The sequence below is a fragment of the Streptomyces sp. NBC_00258 genome (assembly GCF_036182465.1).
GTDB lineage: Bacteria > Actinomycetota > Actinomycetes > Streptomycetales > Streptomycetaceae > Streptomyces.
Genome location: NZ_CP108081.1, coordinates 6128335 through 6148324, shown reverse-complemented (window position 1 = coordinate 6148324; position 19990 = coordinate 6128335). Strand labels below are relative to the sequence as shown.

The following is a 19990-nucleotide window of genomic DNA, read 5'->3' as shown; positions in this document are numbered from 1 at the left end:
GCGGCCCCACTCCACCGCGCCCCGCCCCAGCCTCATCTCTTCCGATCCCCCAGCCCCTTCAGCCTTCTAACGGGAGGGCTCCATGCCTTCATCTGTCATGCCCACGTCCAGGCAGGGTGGCGGTCACCCGTCGCCGGCCGCCGTCTCCACCGTCGGTCTGCGCAAGTCGTACGGCGACAAGACGGTCCTCGACGGCATCGATCTGCGCATCCCGGCGGGGTCGGTCTTCGCCCTGCTCGGCCCGAACGGCGCCGGCAAGACCACCGCCGTGAAGATCCTCTCCACCCTCATCTCCGCCGACGGCGGGCAGGCCCAGGTCGCGGGCCACGACATCGCCACGTCACCGGACGGGGTGCGGTCCGCGATCGGTGTCACCGGTCAGTTCTCCGCCGTGGACGGTCTGATCACGGGCGAGGAGAACATGCTCCTCATGGCGGACCTGCACCACCTCTCCCGCAGCGAGGGGCGGCGGGTCGCCGCCGAACTCCTGGAACGCTTCGACCTGGTGGAGGCCGCGAAGAAGCCCGCCTCCACCTACTCCGGCGGCATGAAACGCCGCCTGGACATCGCCATGACCCTGGTCGGCAACCCGAGGATCATCTTCCTCGACGAACCCACCACCGGCCTGGACCCACGCTCCCGCCACAACATGTGGCAGATCATCCGCGAACTCGTCACAGGCGGCGTGACGGTCTTCCTCACCACCCAGTACCTGGAGGAGGCCGACGAACTCGCCGACCGCATCGCCGTACTCAACGACGGCAGGATCGCCGCCGAAGGCACCGCAGAAGAACTGAAACGGCTGATCCCCGGCGGACACGTACGACTGCGCTTCGACGACCCGGCCACCTACCAGTCCGCAGCCCTGGCCCTGCACGAGGCCACCCGCGACGACGAAGCCCTGTCCCTGCAGATCCCCAGCGACGGCAGCCAACGCGAACTGCGCTCCATCCTCGACTGGCTCGACGCGGCCGGCATCGAGGCCGACGAACTCACCGTGCACACCCCCGACCTCGACGACGTCTTCTTCGCCCTCACCAGCACCACCACCCTGCCCACCCAGGCCAAGGAGGATGTCCGATGAGCTCCCTCGCCCTCGCCGTACGCGACTCGAACACCATGCTGCGCCGCAATCTCCTGCACGTGCGGCGCTACCCGTCCCTCACCCTGAACCTGCTGCTCACGCCGGTCATCCTGCTGCTGCTCTTCGTCTACGTCTTCGGCGACGTGATGAGCGCCGGCATCGGTGGCAGCGGCGGTCCGGACCGCTCGGCGTACGTCGCGTATCTCGTGCCGGGCCTGCTGCTGATGACCATCGGTGGCACGACCATCGGCACCGCGGTGTCCGTCTCCATGGATATGACCGAGGGCATCATCGCCCGTTTCCGCACGATGGCGATCCACCGCCCGTCCGTGCTCATCGGACACGTCGTCGGCAGCGTGCTGCAGTGCGTGATGAGCGTGATCCTCGTCGGGGCCGTCGCGGTGGCCATCGGCTTCCGGTCCACGGACGCGACCGTCCTGGAGTGGATCGCGGCGTTCGGACTGCTCGTGCTCTTCGCCCTGGCACTCACCTGGATCGCCGTCGGCATGGGCCTGATCAGCCCGAACCCCGAGGCGGCCAGCAACAACGCGCTGCCGCTGATCTTCCTGCCCCTCATCTCCAGCGCCTTCGTGCCGGTGGACTCCATGCCGGGCTGGTTCCAGCCGATCGCCGAGTACCAGCCGTTCACCCCGGCCATCGAGACCCTGCGGGGCCTGCTGCTCGGCACCGAGATCGGCCACAACGGCTGGCTCGCCCTCGCCTGGTCCCTGGCGCTGACCGTACTGGGCTACTTCTGGTCGCAGGCGTCGTTCAACCGCGACCCGAAGTAACCGCCAACGGCCACGACAGTCGTACTCGTACGTCGAAGGGCCCCACCACGAACGGTGGGGCCCTTCGACATCGTGATGACTACGAGTGGGCCGTGGCCTGCGCGGTGACTCGCTGGATGGCCTTGACGGCGATGTCCGGGCGGTCGACGTGGACGTAGTGGCCGCTTCCGGCGGCGACGCTGATCCCGCTGCGGCCGGAGAGCGCGCGCCACTGGTGCTGGCCTTCGGCCCACATCTGTTCCAGGGCGGGCCCGTAGTCGGGGACCTCGGCGTACTGGGACTCGTGCCTGATGATCTGCACCGGGATGTTCCCCGCGGAGCGGACCTTCGCGTCGGCGATGACGAACTTCTCCGGGTTCTGGCCCTCGTTCACCGCGATGGTCTGGTCACGCAGTTCGGCCGCCATGCCGGTGGCCGACCCGGGGATCGCTTTCGAGATACCTGCCGTCAGGGCCGGGATCGTGGCGTCCATCAGGACCAGGCCCTTGACCCTGTCGCGGTGGTCGGGGGCGTACCGGGCGGCGATCAGCCCGCCCAGTGAGTGGCCGGCCAGCACGACCGGGCGGTCACCGGTGATCCGGTCCAGCACGCCCGTAAGGATCTTGGAGCTGTCGTTGATGGTCTGGATGCCGTTCGGCCGGTCGCTCTCGCCCTCGCCGAGCCGGTCGTAGGAGCAGACCCTGGCCTTCTTGCTCAAGCTCTTCTGCAGGCCGGCCATCGTGTCCAGTCCGTCGCCCCCTCCGGCCATCAGGACGACCACCGGCTTACGGGCCGCCGAGTGGCCGGAGCACGAGACATTGACCGAGTAGCCGCCGACACGGATCCTCTTGGTCCCCGAGAACGAGTCCCCGTGTCCCCGAGCGGTCGTCGTGGCCGCCCACTGCGTCTGCCCCTGCGCCTGGGCGGCCTGGGCGGTGGCCTCCCCGTAACCGACGATGCCCGCGCCGGCCACGGCGCAGAACGTCGTGGCCACGGCAGTTGTCTTGAGCATGCGGTTCACGAGGACCTCCAAGAAGACAAGGGGAAGACGAGGAGAAGACAAAGGGCTGGGAGCGGGCCGGTCGGCCGGAGTGCGGCGGCGACAACTCAGACGCTACGGATCCGGCGGCCCTGGATCGTCACCCCGCAGTGGTCACTCGCGCGTAGCTCGCCAGGGGGACAACGCCCACGCCCCGGTGGCCAATGGCCGGATGACCGGGGCGGCTAGTGGTCGGCGTCGGCCCATGGGCGCGAGCCCCGCCGGATGTGCCGTGCCAGTCGCCCGCGTCAATCGGCCCGCGTCAGTCGCCCGTGTCAGTCCCCCATGTCCATGTCGAACCGGGGCGCTTCGGTACGGGTGCGCTTGACCTCGTAGAAGCCCGGAACGGTGGCCAGCAGCAGAAAGCCGTCCCACAACTGCCCGGCCGTCTCTCCGGTGGGCGCGGGGGAGACGACAGGACCGAAGAAGCCGACCCGTTCGCCACCGGGCCCGGCGACCGACAGCACAGGGGTGCCGATGTCGTCGCCGGCCAGGGCGACGGCCTGCGCGTGCGAGGACCGGATCGCCTCGTCGTACGCGGTGGACTCGGCGACCTCGGCGATCTCCTCCGGCAGCCCGGCATCGGCCAAGGCCGCCGTGAGGCCCCCCCACTCACCCCGGAGATGAAACCGGGTGCCCATCGCGGTGAAGAGGTCACCGAGCGCCTGTTGACCGAACCGCTCCTCCACGGCGGCACACACGCGCACCGGAGCCCACATGTAGTCGCCCCACTCGCCCTCGGGGTTGTCGTCCCGATGCTCGTTGAGCACCGACAGACTCATCACCCGCCAGCGGACGGTCACCGGCCGCACCTTGGTGACCTCCACCATCCACCGCGAGCTGATCCACGTGTACGGGCAGACGGGGTCGAACCAGAAGTCCACGATCCACTGTTCGCTCATCTCATCGGCTCCTCGCAACAGTCCCGCTCCGACGGAGACCCCCTGAAGCAGAAAACCGGGACGGAAAGCGTCGAAGGGCCCCACCGCGAACGGTGGGGCCCTTCGAGTCGTGCCCGGTGAGGCACCGGCGGAGGATACGAGATTCGAACTCGTGAGGGGTTGCCCCCAACAGGCTTTCCAGGTCTCCGGCCGGGAGTTCTGGGGCGACCGCCACCCTATTTGCCGTGCTCCGGGCCATACCACTGGAGGGCTTGTCCGGTCACTGCGGCGATGCACTCGAAGTCGTGATCGCGATGGAGCAGGGTGAGCCCCTGCAGCTCAGCGGTCGCGGCGACGACCAGATCGACCGCTCCGGCGCTCCGGTGTTTCCCCTGCTTGGTGAGGGCTTCCTGGACGTGCCAGGCGCGGTCGTAGGCGCGGACGTCGACGGGAACCCAGCCGAAGATCAGCCGCATGTCCTCGATGCCGTCTGCCCGATCGGCGGCCGACCGTGCGCTGTAGAAGAACTCGAGCTCGGTAACGGGGCAGGTCGCGATGAGTCCGGCCGCGGCGGCCTGGTCCCAGCCGTACTGCTCCGCGTCCCCGCGCATGAACCGCGCGAGCGCGCTGGTGTCGATCAGGAACTGGGCCGCGTTCACCGGCGGTAGTTCCCCTTGTTCTCGAACAGCTCCAGATCAAATGCGCCGTCGCCCGCAGCGGCCCGCAGCCGGGCGAGAGCCAGGGCGCGACGCCGGCTCTCCAACACCTCGCGAAGAGCGGTGTTGACGGTCTCCTTCTTGGTGCTCGTCCCAAGGGCTTTCGCGACGTCCGCGACCAGTTCGTCGTCCAGATCGATAACCGTCCGACTCATGTCCGCCTCCCGTATATCAAATGTGGAGCTAAGTATATCTCGGGAGGTGCCATCGGGTGCCTTGCCTGACCACCGAGTCGTACACGGGCATCCCCCATGGATGGGGGAGAGTGAAGACGCGTTCCGCCTGGCACAGGTGGCACCAGGCGGCGAGGTGGGGTGGGTCGAGCTCTACGCGGCAGGCGCTTTTCGATGCGCACCGTTCCCTGTCGGTCTCGGCGATAGGGGGCGTAGTCCGTGGCGCGCAGCGCAGCGCGGCGAGCGCCGCTGCGGGTGGACTACCGATGGGTACGTCGATGGCTTGTCCAGACCGACGGCCCACCCGGCAGGGCGACCGTGCGGGTCGTGACACCGGTGCGGCGGGCGAGGGTGGCGTACAGGGTGCGGCCGAGGGGCTGTCCCGCACCCCCGAGCCCGAGTGCCCAGGCGGCGGCCGTGGGGCTGGCGCCGCGAGTGATCAGTAGGGGGACGAGGGCGATGACGACGGCGTACATGGTGAAGCTGTTCAGCGTGAGTGCGGTGGCGAGCATCAGGAAAGGGCGGCTGCGGACCACCGAGCCGTTGGGGGTGTCTCGTTGGGCGGGCGGCGTTGGCGCGGGCGGCCGGGGTGCTCGTAGGGCGAAGGCGTGAGCGGGGATGGTCACGAGGGCCAGGATCACCGCGAGTACGGCGTACGTGGTGCGCCAGCTCAGGTGCTCGGCCAGCGCGGCGGTGAAGGGTGCGAAGGCGGTGGAGGCCTGGCCGCCGGTGAGGGCGCGGACGCGGTCTTCGCCCCACCAGCGGGTGAGGGCGGCGAAGGCGGGCTGGTAGAGGTGGCAGACATGGCCACGCCGGCCAGCAGCCAGGCGGCGGTGAAAGTCGCGAGGTTCGGTGCGTAGGCGATGGCCAGCACGGCGATCACACCGATGAGCGAGCCGGTGGTCATGACGGCGCGCGGGCCTCGTCGGTCGAGGATGCGTCCGATGGGGATGCCGGTGAGGGCGGAGACCAGGAGCCCGCCCGAGAAGGCTCCGGTGGTCGCGGTCGCTGACCAGCCCGTGGCGGCGGTGATCTGGGGGTTCAGGACGGGGAAGGCGTAGTAGACGATTCCCCAGCTGGTGATCTGGGTGGCGCACAGGGCGGGCAGCGCGGCGCGAGGCCGTGACCGGTCCCCCGTGCCGGTCACGGCCTCGCTGGTGTGGAGGTTGGTCATCGGCGGATCAGCAGCAGCCGCCCGCGACGGACGGTTCCTTCGTGACGACCGCGGCGTCGGTCTGGCCGGTGCAGCAGGTGCTGCCCTGTTGCTTGGCCAGGGAGTCGGCGTCGGCCTTGACGACGTACACCTCCCAGGGCTCCTGGCCGGGGCCGTGGACCCAGACCTTGTCCTGGAGGGCGTAGCAGCAGGTGGTGTCGTCTTCCACGTCGGTGGCCAGGCCGGCCTCGGTCAGGCGGGAGGTGGCGGCGTGGACGGCGTCGGTGCTTTCGACCTCGACGCCGAGGTGGTCCATACGCGTTTCCTCACCCGCCGCGCCCTCGATCAGGACGAGCTTGAGCGGGGGCTCGGCGATGGCGAAGTTGGCGTTGCCGCCCCGCAGTTTGGAGGGCTCGGTGCCGAAGAGCTTCGTGTAGAAATCGATGGACGCGGCGAGGTCGGGGACGCGGAGGGCGAGCTGTACGCGGGACGACATGGCGAACCTCCTGGGGTGGGTGGGGAGTTCAGCAGCCGCCGGAGGTGGTGGCCGGGGCGCCGATGCCGATCTGGAGCGTGGCGGGAGCCGCGCAGCATCCGCCGCCCTCGCTGCTCTGCGCGGCGTCGGGGTCGTCGAACAGGCCCGCGCCGCCACAGACTCCGGTCTCCGGCAGGGTCAGCTCGACGCGCTCGGCGGCCTCCTGGTCTCCGGCGATTGCCGCGGCGATGGAGCGGACCTGCTCGTAGCCGGTCATCGCGAGGAAGGTGGGCGCGCGGCCGTAGGACTTCATCCCGACCAGGTAGACACCCTGTTCCGGGTGGGACAGCTCGTTCACGCCGTGCGGGTAGACGGTGCCGCAGGAGTGGACGTTGGGGTCGATCAGCGGGGCCAGCGCGGTCGGGGCCTGGAGGCGCTCGTCGAGGCCGAGGCGGAGTTCGGACAGGAAGGACAGGTCTGGGCGGAAGCCGGTCAGGACGATGGTCTCGTCGACCGGGTCGAGGCGGCGGCCGTCCTCGGCGACCAGGACCAGCCGGGCGTCGGCGTCGCGCTCGACGGACTCGGTGCGGAAGCCGGTGGCCGCGCTCGCGTATCCGTTCTCGACGGCGGCCTTGGCGCGCAGTCCGAGGGCGCCTCGGGCGGGCAGTTCGTCGGCCTCGCCGCCGCCGTACGTGGAGCCGGTGATCCCTCGACGCAGGATCCACACCGCGTGCGTGCCCGGCTCGTCCTTGGCCAGGTCCGCGAGGTAGGCCAGGGCGGTGAAGGCGGAGGCGCCGGAGCCGACGACCGCGGTGCGCTTGCCCGCGTAACGAGCGCGTACGGCGGGGTCGGTGAGGTCGGGGACGCGGTAGGAGATGCGGTCGGCCGCCGACTTCTCGCCGAGGGCGGGCAGGCCGTTGGCGGCCAGCGGGCTGGGCGTGGACCAGGTGCCGGAGGCGTCGATGACGGCGCGGGCGGTGATCCGCTCCTCGTTGCCGTCGGCGGTCTGGATGTGCACGGTGAAGGGCTGCTCGTCCCGGCCCGAGTCGACGATGCGGTCGCGCCCCGCGCGCGCCACGCCGGTCACGGTCGCGCCGTAGCGGACCTTGTCGCCGAGGACGTCGGCGAGCGGCTGCAGGTACTGCTCCGCCCAGTCGCCGCCGGTGGGGTAGGCGGCGCCGTCGGGGCGGGCCCAGCCGGTCGGGGCGAGCAGCTTCTCGGCGGCGGGGTCGGTGACCTCTGTCCAGGGGGAGAACAGGCGCACGTGCGCCCAGCCACGTACGGCATGGCCGGCCGACGGCCCGGCTTCCAGCACCAGCGGTTCGATGTCCCGCTCGATGAGGTGGGCGGCGGCGGCCAGGCCGATGGGGCCGGCTCCGACGACCACGACGGGCAGCTGGTCGGTGGTGGGCGCCTTCACGATGTTCCCCTTTGCTTCGATGTCTGTCGATGTCTTGCAGGGTCCAGCATGGCACCTGTATTGATAAGCGTCAACATAGACATTCGCCGAATCAGGGGATCGCGGCATGGAGCAGATCGACGTGGCAGTGATCGGTGGTGGCCAGTCGGGACTGGCGGCGGCATACGCGCTGCGGGGGTACGGGCTGCGGCCAGTGGTGCTGGAGGCGTCCGAGCGGGCGGCCGGGTCGTGGCCGCGCTACTACGACAGCCTCACCCTCTTCTCGCCCGCCCGGTACAGCTCACTGCCGGGGATGCCGTTTCCCGGCGGAGATCCGGACCGATACCCGCACCGGGACGAGGTGGTTGCCTACCTCGCCGCGTACGCCGCGCGTCTGGACGCCGAAATTCGCACCGGCCGCCGCGCCGCAGGGGTCCGCAAGGCCGATGACGGGTTCGAGGTGGACCTGGAGGGTGGCGGTCGGCTGGCGGCACGTGCTCTGGTCGCCGCGTCCGGCACGTTCGGCCGTCCGTACCGGCCGACGCTGCCTGGCTTGGGGGGCTTCACCGGTTCGGTGCTGCATGGCGCCGACTACCGCAGCCCGGCACCGATCGCCGGGCAGCGGGTCGTCGTGGTCGGGGCGGGGAACTCCGCGGTGCAGATTGCTGCAGAGCTCGCCGGTGTGGCCCGGGTGACGCTTGCGAGCCGGGGGCCGGTGAAGTTCGCGCGGCAGCGGATTCTCGGCCGTGACCTGCACTTCTGGCTCGCACGCAGCGGCGTGGACACCGCCCCGCTCGGACGCTTGATCCGCACTCCACCGACGCAGCTGGTCATCGATGACGGCCGCCACCGAGCCGCGCTCACCCGGGGTGCACCGGACCGGCGGGAACTGTTCACGGGCATCGACGGCGCCAAGGTGATCTGGCCCGACGGGGTGCGGGAGGAGGTGGACACCATCCTCCTGGCCACCGGCTACCGGCCGGACCTCCCCTACCTCGCCGACTTGGACGGGGCACTCGACGACGCCGGTCGTCCCCGCCGGCGCGACGGCATCTCTCTTTCCCACTCGGGTCTGGCGTACGTGGGGCTGGAGTGGCAGCGCAGTCTGTCCTCGAACTCGCTGCGCGGGGTCGGCAGGGACGCGAGCCGGATGGCACAACGCTTGGCGGCGTACCTGCATCGAGGCTGATGAGACTGCGACCCGGGGCGCTCTGGTTCGACGTATGTCAACATAGACGTATGTCGAACATCAAGGTGCTGCCGCTGCTGGAGCCCGGGGTTGCCGAGGGTGTCGTGCCGTGCTGCCCGCCGCTCACCGAGCGGCCGCTGACGGCCGAGGAGGCCGAGCGGACCGCTGCGATGTTCAAGGCGCTCGGTGACCCGGTCCGTCTGCGTCTGTTCTCGCTGGTCGCCTCGCACGAGGGCGGCGAGGCGTGCGTGTGCGACATCTCCGACGTGGGTGTCTCGCAGCCGACGGTCTCCCACCACTTGAAGAAACTCAGGGAAGCCGGGCTGCTGAGCTCCGAGCGGCGAGGCACGTGGGTGTACTACCGGGTCGAGCCGTCGGTCGTGGCCGCAATGGGGCAGATGCTGACCGCAGCCATCCCCGCGGCTTGACCTTCACGTAGCAACGGGGATCAGGCCGTCGCGGCGTTCTCGTTCCACAACTTGCCGAACTCCGTGGCTTCTTCGTCCGTCAGCGTGCTGGGTCCGTGGACGCGGATCATCGTGGTGTCCCATGGGCGCCGGCCGCTGCGGCTCGGCGTCAGCACCACTCCGACGGTGACAAGTCCATCGGGTCGGCCGATGCGTTCGGCGACCTCGTGATGGCGGAGCTGCACGTAGCTGCCGAAGATCGCCTGGATCTGCTCGTCGAAGCGGGTGGCGCAGGCGTACACGGTCTGGCGGGTGGCGTCGGCGTTGAGCTGCCTCCGGAAGCGCCACTTCGTGCTTTCCTCGGGTACCTGTGTGACGTCGTCGAGCATCTCCAGCAGCAGTTGTCCCCACTCTTCCCGGACTCCAACGGGAAGTTGGTCCAGATCGGAGAGGACTGCCAGGCGGTCCGCTTCACCGGCGTGGTCCGGCAGCGGGCTGGTGGTGATGTCCTCCATGACCAGACGCAGCACCAGGTGGGCGCGGGTGCCGGCGGCGCCGATCGGTGTCTGTGGCAGCAGCGGTGTGGAGAACAGCCGGCCACCGGGGCCGACGAGTTCGGTGTCGATGTCCGCGGGCGGTGCCTCCTCGTCGGCCGCGGCGAACTCGTAGTACCGCACAGGCTCTTCGCCCAGGGGTATGGGAGGTTCGGCGGCAGCGCGGAAGAGATAGTCCAGCACGGCTGTGGTGGAACGCAACTGGTCGAAGAGGAAGTCCCAGTCTCGCCGCGTCAGGGCGATCGCGGGGATGCCGATCGGCTCCAACGAGCAGATCGTGCCGCTCGGTACCTGCTCGTGGTCCAGCAGGAACACCCCGATCCACTCGAAGGCGTTGCCGTCGACGGACAGGGTGCGGTCGCGGCCGTTGACCATGTCGGCGGGCAGCATCCGCAATTGGCGCACGGTGCCCTTGGCCTGGCGCATGGCCTTGGTCGCCACCTTCTGGATCCAGGCAATCTCTCCAGCCGGTTCCTTGGGCTGGACAGTACGTGCCTTGACCTGGATCACTGCGCCGCGTCCGCCGGAGATCAGCAGACTGTCGCCGAGCTCGCGCCGCCCGGAGCCCTTGTTGGCGTAGGCGGACTGGAAGACGAAGTCCGGCAGGCCCCAGGTGGCTGCCGCGGTGTGTGCGGCCGCTTCGGCACCGGGGCCGTGTTCCACGTCGGACGGCAGGGGCAACGCCGGAGGTATGCGCCGTACGTAGGGCCCGTTCGCGGTGTCAACGATGAGCGTGAGCGCGTTGGGGTCGTCGTCCTGGACGAATTGCCACAACGAGGATGAAGGCTGATCAGTCACCCCACTATTAGACGCAATGCACGCCGACTGGCGCCCTGCCATTTCGTACGGGCTGCGGTGGCGGGCTTTCCCCCGGTGTTCGCGCAGGTCCGCGAAGCGTGGAACGTCGCCCCTCGCATCAGCTGTCGGCGGCGAGGAGTTGACCGATCTCCCGGGCTGCGTCACGGGCCGCGCGGCCGACGCCGATCAGAGTCGCGGAGGCAGGGCCGGTCCAGTCGCCGTAACCCAGCAAGTGAAGGCGCGGTTCGGCCGAAGCACGGGTGCCGGACACGAGGATGTGGCCGCGCCAGCCCCGCAGGCCGAGCGGTGCGAGGTGGGACAGGGCCGGGCGGAAGCCCGTGCACCAGATGATCGTGTCGGCCTCGGCGTGAGTGCCGTCGGCCCATTCGGCGCCGCCGGGGACGAGACGTGCGAACATCGGGCTCGCCTTCAGGAGGCCGCGGTCTCGGGCCTCGCGTACGGGCGGTACGGCGACGATGTCCCCAAGCGAAGCGACGCCGCCCGTATCCGTGCGTCCCTCGTCCAGGGCGCGGCGGCGGGCGGTGGCCGCGTCGAAGAGCGCACGCCCGTCGATGTCGTCGGCGAGGAAGCGCGGCGAACGCTGGGTCACCCAGGTCAGGTCCGTGGCGTAGGCGAGGTCGGCGGCGATCTGGGCGCCGGAGTTGCCCCCGCCCACCACGATCACGCGTTGGCCTGCGAAGTCGGCGGGGGCGCGGTACTCCACCGTGTGCAACTGCCGGCCTTCGAAGGTCGCTTGGCCGGGGACGGCGGGGAGGAAGGGGCGCCACCAGGAGCCGGTCGCGCTGATTACCGTGCGGGCGTGCCAGGTGCCGAAGTCCGTCTCGACGCACAGGAGTTGGTCGTCTCGATGGACGCCGAGGACGCTCACGGGCCGCTCTACGGGAAGTTCGTAGCGTTTCTCGTAGTCGGCGAGGTACTCCACCACGTGCTGCGCGTCGGGGTAGGTCTCGCCTCTCTGCGCCGGCATGAGGCGGCCGGGCAGCGAGGAGTACGCGGCCGGGGAGAACTGACGCAGTGAGTCCCAGGTGTGCTGCCAGGCCCCGCCGGGCTCGGTCTGGGCGTCGAGGATGACGAAGTCGAGGCCGAGGCGGCGCAGGTGGTAGCCGGCGGCGAGTCCCGCCTGGCCGCCGCCGATCACCACCACCTGCGTTTTGTTGGTCACGCGGCCGATCGTCCGCGCATGAAGATGAGGGCCACCAGCGCCAGCCCGACCGCGCCGCCGACGATTTGCATGCCGATGAACCCTGCGACCGAACCCGGCGCGATGCCCGCGAAGGTGTCGGTGAAGGCACGGCCGACGGTCACCGCGGGGTTGGCGAACGATGTCGACGAGGTGAACCAGTAGGCCGCGCCGATGTAGGAGGCGACGGCCACCGGGGCGAAGCGCAGTTGGTCGGTGCGGGCCAGGCCGAAGATCAGCAGGATCAGGCCGGCCGTGGCGACGACCTCGCCCAGCAGCAGATGCCCCGCCGACCGGTCATGCGTGGACCACTCCACCAGCGGTTTGCCGAACATCGCGTCCGCCAGGATGGCGCCCGCGATCGCACCGACGATCTGCGCGGGCACGTACACCGCGGCTTCGCGCAGGGTGACCCCGGCGCCTCCGCGTCGCGCTGTCCACCACTCGGCCAGGGTGACGACCGGGTTGAAGTGCGCGCCGGAGACCGGGCCGAGCAGGAGGATCAGGATGCCGAGGCCGAAGACGGTGGCCGTGGAGTTGGCCAGCAGCTGCAGGCCGACGTCCTTGGTCAGTTCGGTGGCCTGGATGCCGGAGCCGACCACGACCGCCACCAGCAGCGCCGTGCCTATGAGTTCGGCGGCGGCGCGGGCGGCCAGGGGGTTACGCGGCGGGGTGGCCCCCGGCGCGGGCTGCGGCTCGGCGCCGACGGCTGTGGCGGACTCCCCGGCTCTGTCGTGCTCGGTGGCCTCGGTGGCGGTCAACAGGACTCCTCGGTGCAGTCGCCGCGAGGGCGGGGGTCAGGGGCAGGACCGCTTGACGTTGTTCTCGGCGGTGGCGCGCGCGGTCTCCGCGAGGTCGGCGAACTGACCGGCGAGGGCGGCGATGACGTCGGGCTTGAGCCGGTAGTAGGTGAACCGGCCGCAGGGCTCTGTCTCCACGACCCCGGCCTCGCGCAGCACCTTCAGATGGTTGGAGAGGTTCGTTTGTCTGGCCCCCGTCTCCTCGATCAGGTGCGTGCTGCAGAGCGTCTCCTTGGCGAGCAGGGTGACGATCTGGAGGCGGAGCGGGTCGGCCAGGACCCGCATCAGATCAGTGTCGACTGACGTCAGCATGCGCTGATACTCTCACATCAGTGGTGACTGACACCACCGGGTGCTGATGTGTGCGTGCCCTCTTCTGCCGCCTGACAGGCGCGAGATCAAGAGAGACCTCCTGATGTCCGACAAGCCCTCCGTGCTCTTCGTCTGTGTCCACAACGCCGGCCGTTCCCAGATGGCCGCCGCGTGGCTGACCCACCTGGCCGGGGACCGTGTCGAGGTCCGCTCCGCCGGCTCCAACCCGGGCGCCGGCGTCAACCCGGCCGCCGTCAAGGCTATGCGCGAGGTCGGCATCGACATCTCCGCCGAGGTCCCGAAGATGCTCACGGTCGACGCGGTGAAGGAGTCGGACGTCTGCATCACCATGGGCTGCGGCGACACCTGCCCCGTCTTCCCCGGCAAGCGGTACCTGGACTGGCAGTTGGAGGACCCGGCGGGCCAGGGCGTCGAGGCCGTCCGCCCGATCCGCGACGAGATCAAGGTGCTGGTCGAGGGCCTGATCAAGGAGATCGCGCCGGAGCCCCAGGCATGAGCGCAGCGGCGAACACTTCCACGGACATACGCAACGTCATCATCATCGGCTCCGGCCCCGCCGGATACACCGCCGCCCTCTACACCGCCCGCGCCTCGCTGAAGCCGCTGGTCTTCGAGGGCGCGGTCACGGCCGGCGGCGCGCTGGTGCAGACGACCGAGGTGGAGAACTTCCCCGGCTTCCGCGACGGCATCATGGGCCCGGACCTGATGGACAACATGCGGGCCCAGGCCGAGCGTTTCGGCGCCGAGCTCGTCCCCGACGACATCGTCGAGGTCGACCTCACCGGCGCCGTGAAGACGGTCACCGACAGCGCGGGTACGGTCCACCGGGCGAAGGCCGTCATCGTGGCGACCGGCTCGCAGCACCGCAAGCTGGGCCTGCCGGGCGAGGACGCGCTGTCCGGCCGTGGTGTGTCGTACTGTGCGACCTGCGACGGCTTCTTCTTCCGCGAGCACGACATCGTGGTGGTCGGCGGCGGCGACACGGCGCTGGAGGAGGCCACCTTCCTCTCCCGCTTCGCGAAGTCCGTGAGGGTCGTCCACCGGCGCGATGCCCTGCGTGCCTCCAAGGCCATGCAGGACCGCGCCTTCGCCGACCCGAAGATCTCCTTCGCCTGGAACAGCGAGGTCGCCGAGATCCACGAGGACGGCGGCAAGCTCGCCGGACTCACCCTGCGCGACACCGCCACCGGCGAGACCTCCAAGCTTGCCGCCACCGGGCTCTTCGTAGCCATCGGCCACGACCCGCGCACCGACCTGGTCACCGGCCAGCTCGACCTCGACGGCGAGGGCTACCTCAAGGTCGCCTCCCCCTCCACGCGCACGAACCTCGCCGGCGTCTTCGGCGCCGGCGACGTGGTCGACCACACCTACCGGCAGGCGATCACCGCGGCAGGTTCCGGCTGCGCGGCGGCCCTGGACGCCGAGCGGTACTTCGCCGCCCTCAGCGACGCCGACACCGCGGGCGAGCCCGTCGAGGCCACCGTCTGATACCCGCTGGAGCAACATCATGGCTCTCAAGAACGTCACCGACGACTCCTTCGACCAGGACGTCCTCGCCAGCGACAAGCCCGTCCTGGTCGACTTCTGGGCCGCCTGGTGCGGCCCGTGCCGCCAACTTGCCCCCTCGCTGGAGTCGATCGCCGCCGAGCACGGCGACAAGATCGAGATCGTCAAGCTCAACATCGACGAGAACCCGGCCGTCGCCGCCCGGTACGGAGTGATGTCCATCCCGACGCTGCACCTCTACAAGGGCGGCGAGGTCGTGCAGACCATCGTCGGGGCCAAGCCGAAGGCCGCCCTCGAACGCGAACTCGCTGACCACCTCGCGTGGTCCCCGACCGCCTGCACTGGTCGGTTCCCGACCCCACCCGCACCGGCACCGATGACGCCTTCGCCGACGCCCTGAGTGATCTCGTCGACCGGGTCGACCGGCTGGCACCCGCCGTACAGCCTCCTGGAGGCAGCGATGACTGAGACCGCGCCCGTCCCGCACCGCAACCTGAGCATCGACCAGCAACTCGCCTTGCGCACAGCCGCCACCCACCTGAGCCGCGAGTTCGACGGCACCTTCGGCCAGGAGACGATCGAACGGTTCCTGCACACCAGCTACGACCAGTTCGCCGGCCGCAGCACCATCCCCAACTTCCTCCCGCTCATGGCCGAACGCTTCGCCCGCCAGCGCCTGCGCGCCCTGGCCAAGATCGAAGGCCACCACACCGACGGCAAGCCCGTCGTGCTCTTCCTCTGCGTCCACAACGCCGGCCGCAGCCAGATGGCCATGGGCTTCTTTCAGCACCTGGCCGGCGAGGGTGCGGTCGCCTGGTCGGGCGGCTCTGAACCCGGCAACGAGGTCAACCCGGCCGCCATCGCCGCGATGAGCGAGCGCGGCATCGACATCTCCCGAGAGTTCACCAAGCCCTGGACCGACGAGATCGTCCGCGCCGCCGACGTCGTCGTCAGCATGGGCTGCGGCGACGCCTGCCCGGTCTTCCCCGGCAAGCGCTACCTCGAATGGACCCTGGACGACCCCGCCGGCGAGACCGTCGACAACGTCCGCCCCATCCGCGACGACATCGAACGCCGCGTCCGCGGACTCCTCGACGAACTCGGTGTCCCGGCCCAGCACTGACGCGCTCTCTCAGGTTCTCTGCTCGGCACGGTGAACCAGATCACTGTTCACCGAGGTTCGCCCCGGTCCCATCACGCGAACTGAGACCAGAACTGAGACCACGCACGACGAAGGGCCCCACCGCGAACGGTGGGGCCCTTCGACATCGTGCCCGGTGAGGCACTGGCGGAGGATACGAGATTCGAACTCGTGAGGGGTTGCCCCCAACACGCTTTCCAAGCGTGCGCCCTAGGCCACTAGGCGAATCCTCCGCGGCAAACAATACAAGACGTTGAGGAGTGCTCGCGAACTCGTTCCCCCCGCTCAGATCGGGTACTGTGTGCGCAGCCCCTCACGTGGCGCTATCTGACTGAACTCCCCCAGGGCCGGAAGGCAGCAAGGGTAGGTTGGCTCTGGCGGGTGCGTGGGGGGCGCTTGCGTTTGCGGCGTGGTCGGAGCCGAGGGTTCGGCCCGGCGCCGGTGGGGCGGAGCGGGGAAGTCCGGCGGGCGGTCCTCGTTGTCAGTGGGCGCCTATAACCTCGTATGTGTGTCGTCTCTCGCGCTGTACCGCCGTTATCGCCCGGAGTCGTTCGCCGAGGTCATCGGGCAGGAGCATGTAACCGACCCGCTGCAGCAGGCGCTGCGGAACAACCGGGTCAATCACGCGTACCTGTTCAGCGGGCCGCGCGGGTGCGGGAAGACGACCAGCGCGCGGATCCTGGCGCGGTGTCTGAACTGCGAGCAGGGGCCCACACCGACGCCTTGCGGTGAGTGCCAGTCCTGCCGGGACCTCGCGAGGAACGGGCCGGGTTCCATCGACGTCATCGAGATCGACGCCGCCTCGCACGGTGGCGTGGACGACGCCCGTGACCTGCGCGAGAAGGCGTTCTTCGGACCTGCCAGCAGCCGGTACAAGATCTACATCATCGACGAGGCCCACATGGTCACGTCGGCCGGGTTCAACGCGCTGCTGAAGGTCGTCGAGGAGCCGCCCGAGCACCTCAAGTTCATCTTCGCCACCACCGAGCCCGAGAAGGTCATCGGGACCATCCGGTCGCGTACGCATCACTATCCGTTCCGGCTGGTGCCGCCGGGGACCCTGCGGGAGTACCTGAGCGAGGTGTGCGGGCGCGAGGGCAGTCCCGTCGAGGACGGGGTGCTTCCGCTGGTCGTGCGCGCCGGCGCCGGGTCCGTGCGTGACTCCATGTCCGTCATGGACCAGCTGCTGGCCGGGGCCGGCGACGACGGTGTGACGTATGCCATGGCCACCTCACTGCTCGGTTATACGGACGGGTCACTGCTCGATTCCGTCGTCGAGGCCTTCGCCGCGGGGGACGGCGCCGCCGCCTTCGAGGTCGTCGACCGGATCATCGAGGGCGGAAACGATCCTCGGCGGTTCGTCGCCGACCTGCTGGAGCGGCTGCGCGATCTGGTCATCCTGGCGGCCGTGCCCGATGCCGGCGAGAAGGGGCTCATCGACGCTCCCACCGATGTGGTGGAGCGGATGACGGCCCAGGCCGGAGTGTTCGGCGCCGCCGAGCTCAGCCGGGCCGCCGATCTCGTCAACGAAGGCCTGACGGAGATGCGCGGGGCCACCTCGCCCCGCCTGCAGCTCGAACTGATCTGTGCGCGCGTTCTCCTGCCCGCGGCGTACGGCGACGAGCGGTCCCTCATGGCCCGGCTCGACCGCATCGAGCGCGGGGTGAACTTCACGGGGGCGGCGGCTGCCGGAGTACCCGCCATGGGGTACGTGCCCGGGCCCGACGCGCATGCCGGGATGCCGGCCGGTATGCCCAGCGGTGTGCAGGGTGGCGGCGCGGCTGCTTCCGGTCCGCCCGCTCCTCCTGTTTCCTCTGTCCCGCCGGGTGGCGGGCCTGCCGCGGCTCGCGCTGCGGTACGGGGGGCGGGGGGCCCCGGCGGAGATACGGGTCCGGGGGCGGCCCAAGCCCCCACACCAGCCCAAGCCCCCACACCAGCCCAGGTCCCCGCCTCGGCCCAGGCCTCCCCGGGAGCCGCGGCCGCCCCCACCCCGGCCCCGGTCGCGCCCTCGCACGCCCCCGCCCCGGAACAGCCGCCCGCCCAGGCTCCCCCCTCCGCCCCCGCGGCCGGCGCCGCTCCCGGTGCCTGGCCCGCCGCGACCGCCGCGGGCAGTGGCAGGCGACCCGGCGGGTGGCCGACCGCCGCACCCGCGGGCGGCGGGCAGCCACCGGCCGAGGCACCCGGTCCGCCCTCGACCCAGCCCGCCCAGCCCCAGCACCAGGCCCCCGAGCCGGCGGCTGCGTACGCCTCCCCGCCCCCCAGCGGTGGCCCCGACCCCCGCATGCTGTGGCCGAACATCCTGGAGGCGGTGAAGAACCGACGCCGCTTCACCTGGATCCTGCTCAGCCAGAACGCGCAGGTGACCGGCTTCGACGGCACGACCCTCCAGATCGGTTTCGTGAACTCGGGCGCCCGGGACAACTTCGCGAGCAGCGGCAGCGAAGAGGTGCTGAAGCAGGCGCTGACCGAGCTGTTCAACGTGCATTGGAAGGTCGAGGCGGTCGTCGACCCGTCCGGCGGTTCGGCACCGCTGCCCGCGCCCGGCCCCGGGTCCGGTTACGGCGGTGGTTACGGATCGGGGGGCGCCCCGGCCCCGGCGGCACCGCGCCCCGCCCCGCAGCAGCAGCCGACGGCTCCGGCTCCCCGGCCTGCCTCCTCGGCTCCTCAGTCCCAGTCGGCGCCCGCGCCCAGCGCGCCCGCTCCCCGTCCCTCCGCCCCGGAACCGCCCCCCATCTCCCCCGAGGACGACATCCCGGAGGACGACGATCCGGACCTCGACGAGTCCGCCCTGTCGGGCCACGAACTGATCGTGAGGGAGCTGGGAGCGACGGTGGTGGAGGAGTTCTCGAACGAGTAGCCGTTCAGCGGTTCATGCGGCTGCCTCGAATCGGACAAGGATGCCTGGCCGACAGCGCCCGTCAGGCGCCCCGCGAGGGGCACGGGGAACCGCGCGCTCAGCCACACCCGACCCGCACCGGTCCACCGGCCCAAACCCGCCCGGGCCCAGCGCCCGCGCCCGGCTAGGCTGACCCCCGTGAAGGTCCTAGTAATCGGCGGCGGTGCCCGCGAACACGCCCTGTGCCGTTCTCTCTCCCTCGACCCCGACGTCACCGCGCTGCACTGTGCCCCAGGCAACGCGGGAATCGCCGAGGTGGCCGAGCTGCACCAGGTCGACGCCCTCGACGGCAAGGCCGTGGCCGCGCTGGCCACGGAACTCGGCGCCGAGCTGGTGGTCGTCGGCCCGGAGGCCCCTCTCGTGGCCGGGGTCGCCGACGCCGTGCGCGAGGCGGGCATCCCGGTGTTCGGCCCCTCGAAGGAGGCCGCCGAGCTGGAGGGCTCCAAGGCCTTCGCCAAGGACGTCATGGCGGGCGCGGGCGTACCCACGGCCCGTTCGTACGTCTGCACGAACCCCGACGAGGTCGACGAGGCGCTCGACGCCTTCGGAGCCCCGTACGTCGTGAAGGACGACGGTCTCGCGGCCGGCAAGGGCGTCGTCGTGACCGCCGACCTCGACAAGGCCCGCGAGCACGCCAACGCCTGCGAGCGCGTGGTCATCGAGGAGTTCCTCGACGGCCCCGAGGTCTCCCTCTTCGCGATCACCGACGGCGTGACGGTCGTCCCGCTGCAGCCCGCGCAGGACTTCAAGCGCGCACTCGACGACGACGAGGGTCCGAACACCGGCGGCATGGGCGCGTACTCGCCCCTCCCGTGGGCCGACCCGAAGCTGGTCGAGGAGGTCGTGCAGACCGTTCTGCAGCCGACCGTCGACGAGATGCGCCGCCGCGGCACCCCCTTCTCCGGGCTCCTCTACGCCGGTCTCGCGATCACCTCGCGCGGCGTACGGGTCATCGAGTTCAACGCCCGCTTCGGCGACCCCGAGACCCAGGTCGTCCTCGCCCGCCTGAAGACCCCGCTCTCCGGCATCCTCCTCGCGGCGGCGGACGGCACCCTGGCCGACCTCGAACCCCTCCGGTGGAGCGACCACGCGGCCGTCACCGTGGTCATCGCCTCGCACAACTACCCGGACACTCCGCGCACCGGCGACCCCATCGAGGGCCTCGATGCGGTGGCGGCACAGGACGCCCCGCACGCGTACGTCCTGCACGCGGGCACCAGGCGTGACGGTGACGCCGTCGTGAGCGCGGGCGGCCGGGTGCTCTCCGTCACGGCCAGCGGCAAGGACCTCACCCAGGCTCGCGCACGCGCGTACGAAGCGGTCAACCGAATCCACCTCGACGGCTCCCAGCACCGTACGGACATCGCGGCGAAGGTTGCGGGAGCGGCCCAGGCGTAACCGACAGTTACACACCTTCACCTGCGTCAACGCGCATCGAAGAACCACCCCGGGCCCCGGATCCAGCACAGGATCCG

The 19990-nt window shown here is 70.4% G+C and carries 20 protein-coding genes, 1 tRNA gene, 1 other RNA gene and 1 pseudogene; 11 read left to right on the top strand and 12 right to left on the bottom strand.

Annotated elements, in window-relative coordinates; translation table 11 throughout:
• Nucleotides 1–82 precede the first annotated feature (82 nt).
• Both OG718_RS27320 and OG718_RS27315 read left to right on the top strand, forming a co-directional pair.
• Entirely contained in the window at nt 83–1084 is a 1002-nt protein-coding gene (locus tag OG718_RS27320; protein ID WP_328845409.1) for an ATP-binding cassette domain-containing protein, read from the top strand.
• Nucleotides 1081–1875, top strand: a complete 795-nt coding sequence (locus OG718_RS27315; RefSeq protein ID WP_328845408.1) for an ABC transporter permease — start codon at nt 1081–1083, stop codon at nt 1873–1875. Before OG718_RS27320 ends, OG718_RS27315 begins: the two co-directional genes overlap by 4 nt.
• 79 nt (nt 1876–1954) lie before the next feature.
• Here OG718_RS27315 and OG718_RS27310 read toward each other — a convergent pair whose 3' ends face one another.
• From OG718_RS27310 to OG718_RS27280, 7 genes and pseudogenes are all read right to left on the bottom strand, one after another.
• Nucleotides 1955–2866, bottom strand: coding sequence for an alpha/beta fold hydrolase (locus tag OG718_RS27310; protein ID WP_328845407.1), 912 nt, complete (start codon nt 2864–2866; stop codon nt 1955–1957).
• Between the two features lie 302 nt (nt 2867–3168).
• Complete coding sequence (locus OG718_RS27305; RefSeq protein ID WP_328845406.1) at nt 3169–3795, bottom strand: mycothiol-dependent nitroreductase Rv2466c family protein; 627 nt, start codon at nt 3793–3795, stop codon at nt 3169–3171.
• 215 nt (nt 3796–4010) lie between these two features.
• The gene (locus OG718_RS27300) at nt 4011–4433 is read right to left on the bottom strand and encodes a PIN domain nuclease (RefSeq protein ID WP_328845405.1); all 423 of its coding nucleotides are present in this window, start codon (nt 4431–4433) and stop codon (nt 4011–4013) included.
• Nucleotides 4430–4645 carry a type II toxin-antitoxin system VapB family antitoxin gene (locus tag OG718_RS27295; protein WP_143643565.1) on the bottom strand — a complete coding sequence of 72 codons (216 nt, stop codon included), beginning with the start codon at nt 4643–4645 and terminating at the stop codon, nt 4430–4432. Before OG718_RS27295 ends, OG718_RS27300 begins: the two co-directional genes overlap by 4 nt.
• A 326-nt stretch (nt 4646–4971) precedes the next feature.
• A pseudogene (locus OG718_RS27290) lies at nt 4972–5837 on the bottom strand (MFS transporter); the annotation flags it as partial.
• Between the two features lie 7 nt (nt 5838–5844).
• Complete coding sequence (locus OG718_RS27285; protein ID WP_328845404.1) at nt 5845–6312, bottom strand: ArsI/CadI family heavy metal resistance metalloenzyme; 468 nt, start codon at nt 6310–6312, stop codon at nt 5845–5847.
• Between the two features lie 28 nt (nt 6313–6340).
• Entirely contained in the window at nt 6341–7711 is a 1371-nt protein-coding gene (locus tag OG718_RS27280) for an NAD(P)-binding domain-containing protein (RefSeq protein ID WP_328845403.1), read from the bottom strand.
• 106 nt (nt 7712–7817) lie between these two features.
• Here OG718_RS27280 and OG718_RS27275 point away from each other — a divergent pair, with 106 nt between their 5' ends.
• Nucleotides 7818–8879 carry a flavin-containing monooxygenase gene (locus tag OG718_RS27275; protein ID WP_328845402.1) on the top strand — a complete coding sequence of 354 codons (1062 nt, stop codon included), beginning with the start codon at nt 7818–7820 and terminating at the stop codon, nt 8877–8879.
• 50 nt (nt 8880–8929) lie between these two features.
• The gene (locus OG718_RS27270; RefSeq protein ID WP_143643569.1) at nt 8930–9307 is read left to right on the top strand and encodes an ArsR/SmtB family transcription factor; all 378 of its coding nucleotides are present in this window, start codon (nt 8930–8932) and stop codon (nt 9305–9307) included.
• A 20-nt stretch (nt 9308–9327) separates the two neighbouring features.
• Here the strand turns inward: OG718_RS27270 and OG718_RS27265 are convergent, their stop codons facing one another.
• The 4 genes from OG718_RS27265 to OG718_RS27250 form a co-directional block, all read right to left on the bottom strand.
• Entirely contained in the window at nt 9328–10638 is a 1311-nt protein-coding gene (locus OG718_RS27265) for a hypothetical protein (RefSeq protein ID WP_328845401.1), read from the bottom strand.
• Between the two features lie 118 nt (nt 10639–10756).
• Nucleotides 10757–11821: an ArsO family NAD(P)H-dependent flavin-containing monooxygenase gene (locus OG718_RS27260; RefSeq protein WP_328845400.1), complete on the bottom strand. Its 1065-nt coding sequence runs from the start codon at nt 11819–11821 to the stop codon at nt 10757–10759.
• Nucleotides 11818–12600, bottom strand: coding sequence for an MIP/aquaporin family protein (locus OG718_RS27255; protein WP_328845399.1), 783 nt, complete (start codon nt 12598–12600; stop codon nt 11818–11820). The genes OG718_RS27260 and OG718_RS27255 overlap by 4 nt, the downstream gene beginning before the upstream one ends.
• A gap of 36 nt (nt 12601–12636) precedes the next feature.
• Complete coding sequence (locus OG718_RS27250; protein ID WP_143643572.1) at nt 12637–12951, bottom strand: ArsR/SmtB family transcription factor; 315 nt, start codon at nt 12949–12951, stop codon at nt 12637–12639.
• Nucleotides 12952–13054: 103 nt separating this feature from the next.
• Between OG718_RS27250 and OG718_RS27245 the strand changes: the two genes are divergently transcribed.
• The 4 genes from OG718_RS27245 to OG718_RS27230 are packed head-to-tail and all read left to right on the top strand — an operon-like array spanning nt 13055 to nt 15601.
• Nucleotides 13055–13468: an arsenate reductase ArsC gene (locus tag OG718_RS27245; RefSeq protein ID WP_143643573.1), complete on the top strand. Its 414-nt coding sequence runs from the start codon at nt 13055–13057 to the stop codon at nt 13466–13468.
• Nucleotides 13465–14460 carry a thioredoxin-disulfide reductase gene (trxB, locus tag OG718_RS27240; RefSeq protein ID WP_328845398.1) on the top strand — a complete coding sequence of 332 codons (996 nt, stop codon included), beginning with the start codon at nt 13465–13467 and terminating at the stop codon, nt 14458–14460. The genes OG718_RS27245 and trxB overlap by 4 nt, the downstream gene beginning before the upstream one ends.
• A 19-nt stretch (nt 14461–14479) precedes the next feature.
• Nucleotides 14480–14878 carry a thioredoxin gene (gene trxA, locus OG718_RS27235; protein WP_328845397.1) on the top strand — a complete coding sequence of 133 codons (399 nt, stop codon included), beginning with the start codon at nt 14480–14482 and terminating at the stop codon, nt 14876–14878.
• A 60-nt stretch (nt 14879–14938) separates the two neighbouring features.
• Nucleotides 14939–15601 carry an arsenate reductase ArsC gene (locus OG718_RS27230; protein WP_328845396.1) on the top strand — a complete coding sequence of 221 codons (663 nt, stop codon included), beginning with the start codon at nt 14939–14941 and terminating at the stop codon, nt 15599–15601.
• 163 nt (nt 15602–15764) lie between these two features.
• Here the strand turns inward: OG718_RS27230 and OG718_RS27225 are convergent.
• A tRNA-Ser gene (locus OG718_RS27225) sits at nt 15765–15852 on the bottom strand.
• Between the two features lie 71 nt (nt 15853–15923).
• On the opposite strand from OG718_RS27225, the gene ffs reads away from it, so the two are divergent.
• The 3 genes from ffs (at nt 15924) to purD (ending at nt 19913) form a co-directional block, all read left to right on the top strand.
• Nucleotides 15924–16022, top strand: an RNA gene (gene ffs / locus OG718_RS27220) — signal recognition particle sRNA small type.
• 105 nt (nt 16023–16127) lie between these two features.
• A complete protein-coding gene (locus tag OG718_RS27215; RefSeq protein WP_328845395.1) occupies nt 16128–18476 on the top strand; it encodes a DNA polymerase III subunit gamma and tau in 2349 nt (782 codons plus the stop codon).
• A gap of 177 nt (nt 18477–18653) precedes the next feature.
• Complete coding sequence (gene purD / locus OG718_RS27210) at nt 18654–19913, top strand: phosphoribosylamine--glycine ligase (protein WP_328845394.1); 1260 nt, start codon at nt 18654–18656, stop codon at nt 19911–19913.
• Nucleotides 19914–19990 lie beyond the last annotated feature (77 nt).